Genomic DNA, 15,691 nt, shown 5'->3' with positions numbered 1-15,691 from the left:
TCTTTCAAAGGCTCAAGGTGCCGCAATCAGAATTGGGTTCTCAAAGGTCCAGGGATACCGGGCCCCGGGGCACGGAGATACAAAGCTGGATGGTTTCCTCGCCGGGGCCCGAGGCTTTTCCGGTCAGCCGGTTGATCACGGTGCCGCTGGTTTTTCGACAGCTGCACTGGTGGCAGATACCCATCCGGCAGCCGTGTCGTGGGTTCAGGCCAGAGGCCTCGGCAATGTCCAGCAGCGAGGCGTCGCCTTCCGAGCTGGCAGCAAGATCGCTGTTCGAGAACTGCACCTCGCCGCCCAGGGGCGCGTCGCTCAGATCCGCTGCGGGCGCGGAAAAGAAGGTGCTGTGAATGTCGTTCTCGGCAATACCCCGGGCCGCCAGCAGATCGCCGGCCAGATCCATCAATCCCTTGGGGCCGCAAAGGTACACCTGGCGGGCCTTCAGCCCGGGCACGCTGTCCAGATCCCGTTCGTTCAGGAAGCGGGGTGTCGTGCCCTCATGGGTCGGGATGATCTCAAGGGTCAGTGCGCTGAAGCGGCGTGCCAGGGCTTCAAGCTTCTCCCGGGCGATGATGTCCTGCGACGTGCGCACGTAATAGAGCAGGGTGACCGGAGCCCGGTAATCCTGTGCTGCCATGGTTTCCAGCTGGCTGAGTATTGGCGTGATACCACTGCCGCCGGCAATGAACAGCACCGGCTGCACCGGCTCGGGAATCCGGAATTCGCCAAAGGCGTCGCCCAGGCCAATCACTGCACCGGTTTCCAGATGATCGTGTAGCCAGTTGGTAACAAGGCCTCCGGGCAGGCGTTTGATGGTCAGGCTGATCCTTCCGGTTTCCTGCCAGAGGATTGGTGAACTGGACAGGCTGAAGGTGCGCTGGCGGCGAACGCCGTCGATTTCAATACAGATGTTCACATGCTGGCCCGCCTCGAAGCCGGGCCAGCGCCCGGCGGGCTTCAAGACCAGGGTTTTGGTATCTGACGTTTCCTGGATGATCTGTTCCACCCGTGCTGGTGTGTACTCTTGTACCCACATGGGGTTGATCTGCTCCACCAGCGGGTCCAGGAAGGTTTCCGGTTTGTTGCTGTTGAACAGCTGCCTGCCAAGCCAGTGCAGAGCTTTGGACTGTGTTTGTTTCGCTAACATGCTTGGGCCTCCCTGAGGCTTTTCAATATCGTGTGTACGACTGTTCACTAATGTGTACGAATGTACACACCGATATTCAGGGAGGCAACAGATCCCGTATGCTTGGCATGAAATGACAAGCATCCGCTGCCTTTTACGGTGCGGATGTGTACACTTGTAGCCCATCAATGGGTGGTGGTCAGAGCACAGAAGAGATGGCGGACAAGCAGCGCAGAAAGCCCGGGGAGACCCGTGAGAAACTGATGAACGCGGCCCTGACCCTGGTGGGTAAGGGCCGGCATTTTGCCAGTCTGGGCATCCGGGAGGTCACCCGGCAGGCTGGCGTGGTACCCACGTCCTTCTATCGGCATTTCCGCAACATGGACGATCTGGGCCTGCAACTGGTGGATGAGCTGGGGCTGGTGCTGCGCCGGATGATGCGGGAGGCGCGGGGCAATGTACTGCAGGCGGATAAGCTGATCGACGAGTCCGTGGCCATCTTCATCAGCCATGCCCGTGCCAACCGCAGCTTTTTCATGTTCATGGCCCAGGGGCTGGCCGGCGAGAGCCGCGCGGTGCAGGAGGGGATTCGCAGCGAGATGCGGTTTTTTGCCAGCGAGCTGGCCAACGATCTGCGCCGTCTGCGGCTGGTGGATCACCTGAGTGATCAGGATCTGGACGTAACCTGCGATCTGGTGGTTCGAAGCGTGGCGTTCAGCCTGACGGATCTGCTCGGGGTGTCACCGGATGACGATTACCAGATTGACCAGATCCGGAAGCGGACCACCCGCTTCCTTCAACTGATCTTCGTGGGTGCGGCCCATTGGAAGAGCAACGGCTGAGGCGCCGCTGGCTCTACCAGAAGACCTCAGCTGCCGGCCGCCGGAGTTTTCCGGCTGCGTGCTGTCCGCTTTTTCGGTGCTGCCACCGGTTTGGTGCTGGCGGGTTTAGCCGCTGCACTGGCTTTGGCCGGCGGCGGCAGGATCAGGCTTTCCAGCTCGTCCAGGGCCTCGCCTGTGTATACCGCCAGCTTCTGCATGCTCGGCAGGGTGTCCCGGCAGCCGGTGTAGCCGAAGTTCAGGGAGCCGTCGTAGCTCAGGCAGGTGATGTTCAGGGCGCCACCGTGGGCGATCAACGACACCGGGTACATGGCCTCGAGTTTGGCACCTTCGTAGTAGAGCGTCCGCTGCGGCCCGGGCACGTTCGAGATGGTCACGTTGAATACCGGCCGCATGCGCCCGCCAAGCCCGGACATCAACTGCAGGATATAGGGCGACATCAGCAGCATGGTGTATTGGGTCAGCGCGCTCTTGGGCAGCTTTTGCAGGTGCTCCTTGGCGCGACGGGTGGACGTCTTGATGTTCTGCAGCCGGATCAGGGGATCCGGCTCATCGGTCGCGAGGGACGCGATCATGAAGCTGATCTGGGTGCCGGTGCCCTGGTCGTCGGCGGGGCGGATGTTCACCGGAATGCCCGCAGTCAGCGGGGTTTCCGGCAGCTCGTCCTGTTCCACCAGAAAACGACGCAGCGCGGTACCGCAAAGGTACAGCACGATATCATTCAGGGAACCGCCAGAGACGTTGGCCAACTCCTTGATGCGGTCCAGCTGATAGTGCTGGGTGGCAAATCGGCGCTGGCCGGTAACCCTGTGATTGATCTTGGAAACAGGGCCGGTGAAGGGCGCCGTCAGGCCATCGTCCGGGTGACGCACGGAATGAATTAGTCGGTTGCCAGCCTGCCAGAGCCTTGGCGCCATATCCGCCTGCAGCTTGAGGGCGTCCATGGCCTGGGAAATAGCCGCCGGCACGCTGGCTTCGGAATCGGTCTTGCTACCGCGACGGCGCTCGGGGCGCACGGACCAGGGCGGTGGCATGTCCCGCTTGTCGGGGTCGGTGGTGAGCACCCGTTGCATCAGTCGCACGCCGCTGATGCCATCAATCATTGAGTGATGCATCTTGGTGTAGAGCGCGAACCGGTTGTTTTCCAGGCCCTCGATAACATGGCACTCCCAGAGGGGGCGGGCAAAATCCAGCGGATTGGAGTGCAGGCGCGACACCAGCACACCCAACTCCCGCTCACCGCCCGGGCGGGGCAGTGCCGAGTGACGCACGTGGTAGTCCAGATCGATGTCCTTATCAACCTTCCAGGCCGGTGCCACCAGCCGGCCCAGCAGGCCGGACCAGGCGAGTTTGTAGCACCAGGGCGGGGCTACATCGCCGGTTTCCTTCATGCGGGCTACCATGTCCCTCAGGAAGGTGTCAGGGGCGCCCTCCGGCAGTGAGAAAATCTGCAGATTGCCCACATGCATGGGGGTGTCTTCAGATTCCACGGCCAGCCAGGAGGCATCCAGTGTTGCGAGGCGTTTCATTCCTTGTGTCTCTCCCCTTGTGTTCCGCCACGTGTGTCCGGGTAAATACGTGTGTGTTGCAAGTATACGTGTAACGCCCCCCAGACACGATGCCCGCGGCCAGAAAGTTCCTTTTTTTGCCAACCTTTTGCCAAGGCTTTGCCAAGGGTTCCGGTTACACGCTGTTGCCGTTTGCAGGCTCCCGCAAATGGGCGGCGTGTGCTACTTTGCATCGATTGGTTCCTACTAAAAACAAAAACCTTCGGAGGCATCGTGGAATCCAGTCCGCTTATCTCGGCAGGCCTGCCGGTTGCACTGTTCATCATCATGATCGGCATTGGCATGACCCTCACCGTCCGGGATTTCCGCCAGGTTGCGGTCTATCCGAAAGGCATGATCGTGGGCACTGTCGCCCAGATACTGATCATGCCGCTGGTGGCTTTCCTGCTGGCCACACTATTGTCTGTTCCACCGGCCATTGCCGTTGGCCTGGTGATCATCGCCGCCTGTCCCGGAGGTACCACGTCCAACCTGTTTGTCCTGCTGGCCCGGGGCAATATCGCCCTGTCCATCGTGCTGACCGTTTCCGCCAGTCTGATCACCATTCTCACCTTGCCCCTGTTCACCAATCTGGCTCTTGCACATTACATGGGTACCGAGGAAGACATTGTGCTGCCGGTCTGGAAAACCGTGGGCATGCTGGTGGGGATTGTGCTGGTGCCGGTGGCGATCGGCATGGCCGTTCGTACCCGCAATCCGGAGGCCGCACGAAAAGCCGAGAGTGTTGTCAGCCTGTTCGGCGGGGTGGTGCTGGCGTTGCTGATTGTGGTGATTATTTACGGTGTGCGGGACCAGATCTGGGATTTGCTCCGACAGGCGGGGCCGGCAACCATCCTCCTGAATCTGGCGGGCATTCTCCTTGGGCTGCTGGCCGGCCGGGCCACCGGGCTGACCCAGCGCGAGTCCCTGGCGGTGGCCGTGGAGCTGGGCGTGAAAAACGGCACCATTGCGCTTATGGTTACCCTGACGCTGCTGGAATCCAGCGCCATGTCGATACCGGCGGCGGTGTATGGCGTGCTGATGTTCCCCATCGGGTTTGTACTGGCCATGTATGGCCGGCGCATTATCCCCGCGTCCACGGTTCACGTGGCGAACTGATCGGAGTCTCCAGTCATGCAGTTTCTCAATGGCATTACCCTGCTTCTGGTATACCAGCTGGTCGGCGAGGTCACCGTTCGTCTGGTCGGGTTACCCATTCCGGGGCCGGTACTGGGCATGGTGATGCTGTTTATTACCCTGATGATCCGCGGCCACACTCCGGCGTCGGTGGATCAGGCGTCGTCGGCGCTGCTCAGCCATCTGTCACTGCTGTTTGTGCCGGCGGGCGTGGGCATGATGGCGCACTTTGGCCGGATTGCCGACGAGTGGCTGCCGATAACGCTGGCCCTGCTCCTGAGTACCGTCATCACCATGGTAGCCACGGCCCTGATCATGCAGCTGACCAGTCGCTGGTTAGTGAAGGACGCGCCAATAGAGGAGGGAAGCGATGAGTGAGCCGGGTCTGAAGGATATCTGGGTCTATCTCTCCACGTCTCCGCTGCTGGGATTGACCATCACCCTGGTTGCCTACGGGCTGGCCTACCGGCTGTACCTGAGAACCAACTCCAATCCGCTGGCCAACCCCGTGGTTACCTCCGTGGCCATGCTCATTGTGCTGCTGCTGGCAACCGGAACGCCCTACAGTGATTATTTCGAGGGTGGGCAGTTTGTTCACTTTCTGCTGGGGCCGGCAACCGTGGCCCTGGCCGTGCCCCTGTACCAGCAGTTTTCAAGACTCCGACAGCTGTGGTTGCCGGTGACTATCTCGCTGGTTTGTGGCGTGGTGATTGCCGCTGGCAGCTCTATCGGTCTGGCACGATTGCTGGGTGGCTCCATGGAAATCCAGATGTCCCTGGCGCCGAAGTCGGCCACGGCGCCGGTGGCCATGGGCATTTCGGAAAAAATCGGCGGTCTGCCTTCGCTGACCGCGGTGCTGGTGGTACTGACCGGGATTACCGGTGCGGTACTGGGCACCAAGTTGTTCGAGTGGGTCCGGGTGCGGGACGATACCGCCAAAGGCATCGCCATGGGTGTGGCGGCCCACGGCATCGGAACCGCGAGAGCCTTCCAGGTGAGTTCCCAGATGGGCGCGTTTTCAGGCCTGGCCATGGCGCTCTCCGCCTTTGCCACGGCGCTGTTCGTGCCCTGGCTGGTGGATCTGCTAGCGCAGTGGCTGCCGGCTTGAGCGTAACTGGTAGCGGTACCAAAGTTGCATAAGATACAAAACAAATGATTATTTAAAGTCTGGCAGTCTCCCGCTGCAATGAGGTGACACCATTTTCTGGTCACTGCGTACCGTTAATGGGCGAGCGAACCCGGTCATGAGTGCGAGGAGACCACATGAACAAGAAGCAGATTATTCTTCCCCGGGTTCTGGTATTGGCGTCTGGTTGCCTCGCCAGCGTTTCCGCCGTGGGGCAGGCGACGACGGACAGCGATGAACAACTGGTACTCGAAGTGACGGCCTCGCGCCTGGTTCGAGACCTTTACGAAACCCCGGCGGCGGTTTCGGTTATTGATGCTCCGGACATACAGGAGGGTCAGCAGCGCCTGCAGCTGGATGAGTCACTGAGCACAGTCCCCGGCCTGTTCTTCCAGAACCGCTACAATTTCGCACAGAACCTGCGCTTGTCCACCCGGGGCTTTGGGGCCCGGGCTCCGTTTGGAATTCGCGGGATCCGCGTCCAGGTGGACGGCATTCCCTACACCCTGCCGGATGGCCAGTCCCAGATCGACGCCATAGACCTGGACTCCGCACAGCGGATCGAGGTCATCCGTGGTCCGGCATCGGTGCAGTATGGCAATGCGGCGGGTGGTGTCATTGACATTACCACGGCACTGGGCGACGAGCTTCCCGAGCGCGGGCGCCTGCGCCTGGATGGCGCCAGTGACGAGTACCGGAAAGCCGCCGTTCAGACCAATAGCGTTCGTGGCGATACCAGTGGAATTGCTACGCTTTCCTGGCTGACCGTGGACGGACACCGGGAGCAGAGCGAGGCGGAGAAAGGCATCTTCAATGCCCGTGTTGGCCATGAGCTGGCCCCCGGCAGACGAGTGATCACCACCCTCAATCTGTTGCACAATCCCAGGTCCGAAGACCCGGGCGGCCTCACACTGGCCCAGGCGGAGACCGATCCGACCCAGGCAACTGCCCTGGCCAAACGCCTGGATAGCAGCCAGACGGTTAACCAGCAGACCCTCGGTGTGCGCCTTGAAGACGCCGTCGCCTTGCCCGGCCGAGTGACGGTGGATACCTTTTACACCCACCGGGATTTTGCCCAGCAACTGCCCTTCCCGGGCGCCAGCCGGGTTGCTTACGACCGCCATTTCTATGGCGTCAGTTCGCAATACCAGCAAAACTCCTTCCCCGGCGGCCTGCCACTGACCTGGGTCACCGGGCTGGACCTGCACCACCAGTCAGATGACCGTCGCCGTTACTCGGTATCAATCGATGGGGACATCACCGGGCAAACCCAGGCCGAAAACCAGAGTGCTACCAATACGGCGGTGTTCGGGCAGGGCGATCTGGCGCTCACCGACGCCCTGAATCTGTCCCTCGGCGTACGCTTTGACCACCTCAGACTGGCCATTGATGACGAACGGCGGGTAGATGGCGACGATTCCGGTAGCCGCACTTTCAGGGAGTGGAGCGGCGTGGCCGGCATCAGCTACCAGTGGGCCGCCAGACAACAGGTGTACGCAACGGTGGGCACGGCGTTCGAATCGCCCACGTTCACCGAGTTCGCCAACCCCGGCGGTGGTGGTTTCAATCCGGCGCTGGAGCCCCAGCAGGCACTCAATCGTGAGGTCGGGATGCGGGGACTGCTGGGAGAGGGCGTGAGCTACGAGCTGGCGCTGTTCTCGATCCGGGTTGAAGACGAGATCCTGCCTTACAACGTGGGCGACCAGACCTTCTACGAAAACGCCGGCGAAACCCGTCGCGATGGCCTGGAGTTGGGGCTGGGCTGGGATATCTCCTACGCGTGGCGGATCACCAGTGCCCTGACCCTGGCGGACTACGAGCTCAAGGAGTTCACCGACGAGCAGGGCAACAATGCCAACGGCAACGAGATCCCGGGGTTGCCCGGAACCCTGTGGGTCAATGAGCTGGAATGGCAGGACGTCGGTGGCCGGTTTGCTGCCCTTGAGTGGCAGTACGTGGGCGAGTTCTACGCCGAGAACAGCAACCAGACCCGGGTTCCGGATTACTGGCTGGTTGGTGTCCGCGCAGGCGACTCCCTGCGGGTGGCCGATCAGACCCTCAACCTGTACGCCGGCATCCGCAACCTGCTGGATGAGGACTATTTCAGCAACGTGCGCATTAACGCCAACGCCAATCGGCCGGTGGCGGAGCGGGGCTACTTTGAGCCCGGGCCGGGCAGAACCTTCTATGCGGGGTTGGAGTGGGTGTTCTGATGCCGGGGTGAACCCCGATCAATCCGGTTCCCGTTGCCGGAAAATCGTCCCGTCACCTTCGGCATTGAGTTGGTGGATGGCGGTGGGTGCGCCCGTTTCATCCAGCCGCAGGTCGCCGATGCCGGCGTGGTTCCAGAGCCGCTCGCCGGCGTCCCGGCCTTCCGGCAGTCGGGGAGAAATCCACATCCGGCGCCGTTTGGTGAACCAGTTCAGGGGGGACCAGGGCGCGAACAGCCAGCGGTTCAGCCGATCGAGCCATTCCAGCAGGTTGTTGGGGAATTCGTTCTTGATGCCGCTGCTTGTGATCTGCCAGATTCTCGGGCCGCGGCTCTTGTGTCTCAGGCGAATATCGTAGGCAAAGGAATAGTGCACATCCCCGGACAGGATCACGAAGTGGCGGGGCGTTCGGGGATGCCGGAAGATGTTCAGCAGCACGCTGGCGGCACCCCGGTGGGCCATCCAGTTCTCCGCATCTACCAGCAGTGGTTTGCCGAAGAAGGTGAATACCCGCTGGATGAGCTCGATCAGCTTCACCCCGAACATGGGCGCCGGTGACACCACAACCACGGCGTCTTCGCCCATGACCTCCTGCTGAAAGTCAGTCAGCGATTCCCAGTCCATCAGGCCAGATGGATGGCTCCGGCGCCTTTCGCTGCGCCAACGGTGGGTACGGGTGTCCAGCACCACGAGTCTGGGCGAGGTTGGCAGGCTGTAGTGCCATTGTCCGAAGTGGAACAGCCGGTCGATCAGCTCGTTCTGACAGACCCTGTCCAGTTCGTCCTGGTTGTTTGTTTCCGGAAACAGCGTCTGGCACTGCTCGATCAGCTCTTCAAAACCCTCAGGCCGGTTGCCCCAGCCCTGGCAAAGCAGGTAACCGAGCAGGGCATTACCGATGATCCTGCGGGAAAACGGGTGCTCGTAGGCCGTGGTTTCCCACAGCGCCGAGAGGTTCCAGTCGTCGGTGACATCGTGGTCGTCGAAGATCATGTACACCGGCACATTGGCCAGGGCCCGGGCCGCCCGGGGCAGGGTATTTCGGAAATCGTCAATGGCGCGCTGTTCCCTGCGGTAGCGCTCCAGTTCGTCCGGCCGGTTTACGGGCTCGGCGTCGGTGACCAGTTGCCAGGGCACCGGCGACCACACCAGCAGGTACATGGCCATCACCTCGGCGAAGGAGATCAAGTGGTTGCCTGCGTTGGCGGTGGTGAACACCGGTTTGCGCACGCCGCCGAAGAAGCGCTCGGTCAGGTCCTCGTTGAATTCCGATTTCGGCAGCAAGGCGTCCCGATGATAATAGGCGTTGGCCACCGAACCCAGCTCACGGCTGTGGCTCAGGGAAGCGCCCTCCAGGTGTTCCTGGTAAAGGCCCAGGCGGTGAATCACACATTGGATGGCGTGCAGCATGGGCCCGGCCACGTCATCGGCGTAGATCTGGTCGCCGGTCATCAGTAGCAGCGAGGGTACTTCCTCGAGCTGCCGTGCCTGTTGCAGTTCTTTGTCAACCCGCACCAGGCCATCGGCGGCAGGATGATGGGGGCGGCGGCAGGAGCCGTGAAGAATCCGGTCCAGGCGGGATTTCAGGGTGAAGCCTGGTTGGCCCTGGCCATCGGGGCACAGATGGGGTGCCCAGTTACGGATCCAGAGCGTTTCGGCAACCTCGGTATCCAGCAGGCCCAGGTCGTATTCGAGTCGGGCATTGTGGGGCAGTGGTGAGTCCGGTGTGATCGCCAGCAGGTTCAGCCAGGCATGGGCTCCAACCCGAAGCCGGGTTATCTCGGTGTCGCTGACCGGTCTGTCCACGAGCGTGTCGTCGCCCATGGCAATATGCACACGAAAGCCCTGCTTCTGCCGGGTAACCAGCCAGAAGCAGACAGATTCCGGGGCAGCATGGCGAAGTAGCGGCCCGGCCAGAACCGGGCTCAGAGTACCTTCGGGGTCCAGCTCAGTCCTCCTCAAGCTCCCTGGGCGGGCAGTGATGCTCCTCGACCACCGCGCCATCGTCCACGCTTTCCAGGTGCACATCAAAGCCCCACAGGCGATGCACGTGCTTGAGCACTTCGTCGGTCTCGCCGCCCAGCGGCACCCGATCCACCGGGATGTGACGCAATGTCAGTGAGCGGTCGCCGCGAACGTCCACGTTCCAAACCTGGATGTTGGGCTCCCGGTAGCTGAGGTTGTACTGGCGGGCGAGTTTCTCCCGCAATTCCCGATAACCAGGTTCGTCGTGGATGGCGGTTACCCGGTACACGTCTTCCTGGTCGTCGTTCTGGATGGCGAACAGTTTCAGATCGCGCATTACCTTGGGCGAGAGGAACTGCTGGATAAAGCTCTCATCCTTGAAATTCTTCATGGCGAAGTGGAGGGTCTCCAGCCAGTTGCTGCCGGCAATGTCCGGGAACCAGTGGCGATCCTCCTCGGTGGGGTTCTCGCAGATCCGCCGCAGGTCTGTGAAGATCGAGAAGCCCAGGGTGTAGGGGTTGATGCCGGAATACCAGGGGCTGTTGAACGGCGGCTGGTACACCACCGCCGAGTGGCTCTGCAGGAATTCCAGCATGAAGCCGTCGTTCACCAGTCCTTTGTCGTACATGCGGTGCAGCAGGGTGTAGTGCCAGAAGGTGGCCCACCCCTCGTTCATCACCTGGGTCTGGCGCTGGGGGTAGAAGTATTGGCCAAGCTTGCGGACGATGCGGATGATCTCCCGCTGCCAGGTCTCCAGCAAAGGTGCATTCTTTTCGATAAAGTAGAGAATGTTCTCCTGGGGCTCTTCCGGATAGCGCTTGCGACGCCTCTCTGAATTCTCATCCTCGTCGAGCTTCGGAATTGTGCGCCAAAGATCGTTGATGCGTCGCTGCTGATACTCTTCCCGTTCTTTCTGGCGCCGGGCTTCCTCCGAAGCGGAAATCGGCGCCGGACGCTTGTAGCGGTCCACGCCGTAGTTCATCAGCGCGTGGCAGGAGTCCAGGATCTCCTCCACCGCGTCCACACCGTAGCGCTCCTCGCACTCGGCCACGTAGTGGCGGGCAAACACCAGGTAGTCGATGATGGCGCTGGCGTCGGTCCAGGTGCGGAACAGGTAGTTGCCCTTGAAGAAGGAGTTGTGCCCGTAGGAGGCGTGGGCGATCACCAGCGCCTGCATGGGCAGCGTGTTTTCCTCCATCAGGTAGGCAATGCAGGGGTTGGAGTTGATCACGATCTCGTAGGCCAACCCCATCTGGCCGCGCTGGTAGCCCTTGGAAGTACTCAGGAACTGTTTGCCGAACGACCAGTGATGGTAGCCTACGGGCATGCCCACGGAGCTGTAGGCGTCCATCATCTGCTCGGCGCTGATGACTTCAACCTGGTTGGGATAGGTGTCCAGCCCGAACTCGGCGGCGCACTTGGCGATCTCCTCGTCGTACTGCCGGATCAGCTCGAAGGTCCACTCCGAGCTGGTGGAAATCGGCTCCCTGGCTCTGGGCTGGTCGTTTTCCGGCGCATTCGGGCGGTCCATGATTCCAGTCATGCGGCTTTCCTCTCGAACAGCTGGCGGAATACCGGATAGATTTCGCCCGGGTCTGCAATCTGCTGCAGGGCAAAACTCTGGGGGTATTGCTCGTGAATTTTCTCGTACTCGTACCAGAGCATCTGGTGGTCCTGGGGCGTGATCTCCACGTAGGCGAAGTACTGCACCAGCGGCAGCAGATTCTCCGACAGGATCTTGCCGCACACCGGCGAATCATCGTTCCAGTTGTCACCGTCAGACGCCTGCGCCGCGTAGATGTTCCACTCGGCCGGTGAGTAGCGGGACTCGATGATCTTGTGCATCAGCTTGAGGGCACTGGAAACGATGGTGCCGCCGGTTTCCCGGGAGTAGAAGAACTCTTCCTCGTCCACTTCCTTGGCGCTGGTGTGGTGGCGAATGAATACCACCTCGATTTTCTTGTAGTTCTTCTTCAGGAACAGATACAGCAGGATGAAGAAGCGCTTGGCAATGTCCTTGTGCATCTGGGTCATGGACCCTGACACGTCCATCAGGCAGAACATCACCGCGCTGGTGGCCGGTTTTGGCTGTTTCACATGCTGCCGGTAGCGCAGATCGATCTCGTCAATAAACGGGATGCGACGCACGTTGGCCTTCAGGCGCGCAATCTCGTCTTCCAGCACCTTGATCTGGTCGTCGTGGCTGAACGCCGGGTCCAGATCATCGGGCGCGGATTTCAGCGCTTCCAGCTGCTTTTCCAGGTCCCGGATCTTCTTCTTGCGGGCACCGCCCAGGCCCAGGCGCCGGGCGTGGGCCCCGCGCAGCGAGCGCACCACATCCAGCTTGGCAGGGACGCCCTGGTTGGTGAAGCCGGCCCGCACGTATTTGAAGGCTTCGGTGTCTTTGAGTTTCTTGCGGGCCAGATTGGGCAGCTCCAGGTCATCAAACAGGAAGTCGAGGAATTCTTCCTGGGTGATCTGGAAGGCGAACTCGTCCATGCCCTCACCGTCGGGGCTGGCCTTGCCCTGGCCGGAACCCTGGCCTCCGCCGCCCTGGGGCTTGGGGATGGTGTCGCCGGCCACGAACTCCTGGTTGCCGGGGTGCACCACCTCCCGTTTGCCGCCCTGGCCGTGGTGGAAGATGGGTTCGTCGATGTCCCGGGATGGAATGCTGACATTCTCGCCCCGTTCAATGTCGGTGATCGAGCGCTTCTGTACCGCGTCCGCCACCGCCTTCTTGATGTGGTGGCGGTAGCGGCGCAGGAACCGTTCCCGGTTCACCGCGCTCTTGTTCTTACCGTTCAGTCGCCGGTCGACTATGTGGGTCATTCCCATGGCGTTACTCCAGCTCAGTGAATGGTCACTGACTCAGTGAGACTTGCGAACGCGCAGATACCATTCGGCCAACAGCCGAACCTGCTTCTCCGTGTAGCCTCGATCGACCATACGCTCGACGAACTGCTTGTGCTTCTTCTGATCTTCCTGGCTCGCTTTCGGGTTGAAGGAAATCACCGGCAGCAGGTCCTCGGTGTTCGAGAACATCTTCTTCTCGATCACGCTGCGCAGTTTTTCATAGCTGAGCCAGGACGGGTTGCGGCCCTGATTGTTGGCCCGGGCCCGCAGTACGAAGTTGACCACCTCGTTGCGGAAGTCCTTCGGGTTGGAGATGCCGGCCGGCTTCTCGATCTTCTCCAGCTCGTCGTTGATGGAGGAGCGGTCGAGGATCTCGCCGGTCTCCGGATCCCGGTACTCCTGGTCCTGTATCCAGAAGTCGGCATAGGTCACGTAGCGGTCGAACAGGTTCTGACCGTACTCGCTGTAACTCTCCAGATAGGCGGTCTGGATTTCCTTGCCGATAAACTGCACATAGTGCGGTGCCAGGAATTCCTTGATGAACCGCAGGTACTTCTCGTGGGTTTCCGGCGGGAACTGCTCCTGTTCGATCTGCTTCTCCAGCACGTACAGCAGGTGAACCGGGTTGGCGGCCACCTCGGTGGTGTCGAAGTTGAAGACCTTGGAGAGGATCTTGAACGCGAACCGGGTCGAGAGCCCGTCCATGCCTTCCATCACCCCGGCAGCGTCACGATACTCCTGGATCGACTTGGCCTTGGGATCGGTGTCCTTGATGTTCTGGCCGTCGTACACCCGCATCTTGGAGAAGATGCTTGAGTTTTCCGGCTCCTTGATGCGCGAGAGCACCGAGAACTGGGCCAGCATGTCGAGGGTATCCGGCGCGCAGGGGGCGCCATCAAGGGAGCTGTTGCTCAGCAGCTTGCGGTAGATCTGGATTTCCTCGGTGACCCGCACACAGTAGGGCACCTTGACGATGTATACCCGGTCGAGGAAGGCCTCGTTGTGTTTGTTGTTGCGGAAGGTTTGCCACTCGGATTCGTTGGAGTGGGCCAGGATCACGCCATCAAAGGGCACCGAGCCCATGCCTTCGGTGGTGTTGTAGTTGCCTTCCTGGGTGGCGGTCAGCAGCGGATGCAGCACCTTGATCGGCGCCTTGAACATTTCCACGAATTCCATCAGGCCCTGGTTGGCCTTGCACAGGCCGCCGCTGAAGCTGTAGGCATCCGGATCGTCCTGGGAGAAGTCCTCCAGCATGCGGATGTTGACCTTGCCCACCAAAGCGGAGATGTCCTGGTTGTTGTCGTCGCCCGGCTCGGTCTTGGACACGCCCACCTGGTCCAGTACCGAGGGGTACTTTTTCACCACGCGGAACTGGCTGATGTCGCCGCCAAACTCGTGCAGGCGTTTCACCGCCCAGGGCGACATGATGTTCTTCAGGTAGCGGGCCGGTATGCCGTACTCCTCTTCCAGAATATGCGCGTCTTCGGCCGGATCGAACAGGCCCAGGGGCGATTCGTTCACCGGTGAGCCCTTGATGGCGTAGAAGGGTACCTTCTGCATGAGGGATTTGAGCTTCTCGGCCAGGGAGGATTTACCACCGCCCACCGGGCCGAGCAGGTACAGGATCTGTTTCTTTTCCTCCAGGCCCTGGGCGGCGTGGCGGAAGAAGGAGACGATGTTTTCCACGGCATCTTCCATACCGTAGAACTCGGAGAATTCGGGGTAGCGCTTGATGACCTTGTTGGAAAATATCCGTGAAAGCCTCGGATCTTTGGAGGTATCGACGAGTTCGGGCTCGCCGATGGCAATTAACATTCTCTCGGCGGCCGTGGCGTAGGCCGTTGGGTCCTTTTTGCAGATCTCCAGGTATTCCTCCAGGCTGTATTCTTCTTCCTGGGTACTCTCATACCGGTCTTTGAAGTGCTGCAGTATGCTCATAGATTGCCCTCGCTCGCTGTATCTTCAGCTTTCAGTTCACGCAATATCCCCGTTGCAGTCGGTGCCGCCCGTCCGGGCGGTTGGTCTAGTTATGGGTGGAAGGAATGGATACTTGCAAGCCTGTGCGCGAATGACTCGTGGCCGGCTTGCTTAACTTGAGCTTAGTTCACGGTTGGGAAGTTGGACAGTGGGCGTGTGGTTAAGGTTCATTAAATTATGTTAGAGGGCTGTGCGGTTTTTGTAGCCCGGCACATTCCGGCCGGGCTGCGAGGGCGAGGGCCTGTGGGCGCTAGAGTTTGGTGAGACGAAACACGCTTTCCGAGGCGTTTTCCAGGCCTTTTCGCTTGGTGAACGGATGGTCCTTCGCCAGGGTGTTGGTCAGGATGTGCTCGATTTTATAGTCGCCCTGGTAGAGCTCGCGCACTTCCTCATCGCTGACGTTGAACGGCGGGCCCTTGATCTCGGTGTCGTAGTCCAGGGTAATCAGCAGGATCTTCGTACCGTCCGGGATAATCGCGGTGAGGTGGTCCACGTAGCCTTTGCGCATGCCCGGCGGCAGGGCGATCAGCGCGGCGCGGTCGTACACCAGGCGGATGTGCCTCAGGTCCTCCGGCACCAGTTGGAAGAAGTCGCCGCACCAGAGCTGCAGGTTGTCGTGACGGAAGGTGGTAAAGGGCTCGCCCGGATGGACCTTGGCTTTCTCGCCGGCTTCCTCGAAGAAGTCCTTGCAGGCAATGTCGCTCAACTCCACGCCAATGATCGGATGGCCCCGATCGTGGAGCCACCACATGTCGTGGGCCTTGCCGCAAAGGGGCACGAACACGGCATCGGTGCCCGGGCCTGCCAGCTCCGGCCAGTGGTCATGCAAGTACTGGTTGACCGTGCCCTCGTGGAAGCCGATTTCCTTTTTGGCCCAGCGTTCATGCCAGAATTCATGTTCCATAGTCTTCACCCTT

General features: G+C 60.8%; 12 protein-coding genes. 5 read left to right on the top strand and 7 right to left on the bottom strand.

Features of this window, described 5'->3' with window-relative positions:
- Positions 1-40 precede the first annotated feature (40 nt).
- Complete coding sequence (locus AC0J1C_RS14010; RefSeq protein ID WP_473044401.1) at positions 41-1,144, bottom strand: ferredoxin reductase; 1,104 nt, start codon at positions 1,142-1,144, stop codon at positions 41-43.
- A 194-nt stretch (positions 1,145-1,338) separates the two neighbouring features.
- On the opposite strand from AC0J1C_RS14010, the gene AC0J1C_RS14005 reads away from it, so the two are divergent.
- Positions 1,339-1,965, top strand: a complete 627-nt coding sequence (locus tag AC0J1C_RS14005) for a TetR family transcriptional regulator (protein ID WP_091990865.1) — start codon at positions 1,339-1,341, stop codon at positions 1,963-1,965.
- A 26-nt stretch (positions 1,966-1,991) separates the two neighbouring features.
- Here the strand turns inward: AC0J1C_RS14005 and AC0J1C_RS14000 are convergent, their stop codons facing one another.
- Positions 1,992-3,491 (bottom strand): WS/DGAT/MGAT family O-acyltransferase, encoded by a 1,500-nt coding sequence (locus AC0J1C_RS14000; protein ID WP_473044400.1) that lies wholly within the window; start codon positions 3,489-3,491, stop codon positions 1,992-1,994.
- A 252-nt stretch (positions 3,492-3,743) separates the two neighbouring features.
- On the opposite strand from AC0J1C_RS14000, the gene AC0J1C_RS13995 reads away from it, so the two are divergent.
- From AC0J1C_RS13995 to AC0J1C_RS13980, 4 genes are all read left to right on the top strand, one after another.
- Positions 3,744-4,628, top strand: a complete 885-nt coding sequence (locus AC0J1C_RS13995; protein ID WP_473044399.1) for a bile acid:sodium symporter family protein — start codon at positions 3,744-3,746, stop codon at positions 4,626-4,628.
- Between the two features lie 15 nt (positions 4,629-4,643).
- A complete protein-coding gene (locus tag AC0J1C_RS13990) occupies positions 4,644-5,024 on the top strand; it encodes a CidA/LrgA family protein (protein ID WP_375192385.1) in 381 nt (126 codons plus the stop codon).
- On the top strand, positions 5,017-5,754 hold the full coding sequence (locus AC0J1C_RS13985; protein WP_375192384.1) for an LrgB family protein: 738 nt from the start codon (positions 5,017-5,019) through the stop codon (positions 5,752-5,754). The genes AC0J1C_RS13990 and AC0J1C_RS13985 overlap by 8 nt, the downstream gene beginning before the upstream one ends.
- A gap of 155 nt (positions 5,755-5,909) precedes the next feature.
- Positions 5,910-7,985, top strand: a complete 2,076-nt coding sequence (locus AC0J1C_RS13980; RefSeq protein WP_473044398.1) for a TonB-dependent receptor family protein — start codon at positions 5,910-5,912, stop codon at positions 7,983-7,985.
- Positions 7,986-8,003: 18 nt separating this feature from the next.
- On the opposite strand, the gene AC0J1C_RS13975 is transcribed toward AC0J1C_RS13980, so the two are convergent.
- From AC0J1C_RS13975 to tmpT, 5 genes are all read right to left on the bottom strand, one after another.
- A complete protein-coding gene (locus tag AC0J1C_RS13975) occupies positions 8,004-9,941 on the bottom strand; it encodes an alkaline phosphatase D family protein (protein WP_473044397.1) in 1,938 nt (645 codons plus the stop codon).
- Positions 9,928-11,487 (bottom strand): SpoVR family protein, encoded by a 1,560-nt coding sequence (locus AC0J1C_RS13970; protein WP_375192381.1) that lies wholly within the window; start codon positions 11,485-11,487, stop codon positions 9,928-9,930. Before AC0J1C_RS13970 ends, AC0J1C_RS13975 begins: the two co-directional genes overlap by 14 nt.
- Entirely contained in the window at positions 11,484-12,773 is a 1,290-nt protein-coding gene (locus AC0J1C_RS13965) for a YeaH/YhbH family protein (RefSeq protein ID WP_473046554.1), read from the bottom strand. The genes AC0J1C_RS13970 and AC0J1C_RS13965 overlap by 4 nt, the downstream gene beginning before the upstream one ends.
- 39 nt (positions 12,774-12,812) lie before the next feature.
- On the bottom strand, positions 12,813-14,735 hold the full coding sequence (locus tag AC0J1C_RS13960) for a PrkA family serine protein kinase (protein WP_091987529.1): 1,923 nt from the start codon (positions 14,733-14,735) through the stop codon (positions 12,813-12,815).
- Between the two features lie 289 nt (positions 14,736-15,024).
- Positions 15,025-15,678, bottom strand: coding sequence for a thiopurine S-methyltransferase (tmpT, locus tag AC0J1C_RS13955; RefSeq protein WP_473044396.1), 654 nt, complete (start codon positions 15,676-15,678; stop codon positions 15,025-15,027).
- Positions 15,679-15,691 lie beyond the last annotated feature (13 nt).

Source organism: Marinobacter sp. E2 (genome assembly GCF_055755345.1).
The sequence above is the reverse complement of the archived record's forward strand: the minus strand, read 5'-3'. Positions and strand labels throughout refer to the sequence as shown.

What these genes read in the sequence shown, in the direction of transcription:
- AC0J1C_RS14010 (WP_473044401.1), bottom strand. Translation starts at nt 1,144, where the DNA reads ATGTTAGCGAAACAAACACAGTCCAAAGCTCTGCACTGGCTTGGCAGG.
- AC0J1C_RS14005 (WP_091990865.1), top strand. Translation starts at nt 1,339, where the DNA reads ATGGCGGACAAGCAGCGCAGAAAGCCCGGGGAGACCCGTGAGAAACTG.
- AC0J1C_RS14000 (WP_473044400.1), bottom strand. Translation starts at nt 3,491, where the DNA reads ATGAAACGCCTCGCAACACTGGATGCCTCCTGGCTGGCCGTGGAATCT.
- AC0J1C_RS13990 (WP_375192385.1), top strand. Translation starts at nt 4,644, where the DNA reads ATGCAGTTTCTCAATGGCATTACCCTGCTTCTGGTATACCAGCTGGTC.
- AC0J1C_RS13985 (WP_375192384.1), top strand. Translation starts at nt 5,017, where the DNA reads ATGAGTGAGCCGGGTCTGAAGGATATCTGGGTCTATCTCTCCACGTCT.
- AC0J1C_RS13980 (WP_473044398.1), top strand. Translation starts at nt 5,910, where the DNA reads ATGAACAAGAAGCAGATTATTCTTCCCCGGGTTCTGGTATTGGCGTCT.
- AC0J1C_RS13970 (WP_375192381.1), bottom strand. Translation starts at nt 11,487, where the DNA reads ATGACTGGAATCATGGACCGCCCGAATGCGCCGGAAAACGACCAGCCC.
- AC0J1C_RS13965 (WP_473046554.1), bottom strand. Translation starts at nt 12,773, where the DNA reads ATGACCCACATAGTCGACCGGCGACTGAACGGTAAGAACAAGAGCGCG.
- AC0J1C_RS13960 (WP_091987529.1), bottom strand. Translation starts at nt 14,735, where the DNA reads ATGAGCATACTGCAGCACTTCAAAGACCGGTATGAGAGTACCCAGGAA.
- tmpT (WP_473044396.1), bottom strand. Translation starts at nt 15,678, where the DNA reads ATGGAACATGAATTCTGGCATGAACGCTGGGCCAAAAAGGAAATCGGC.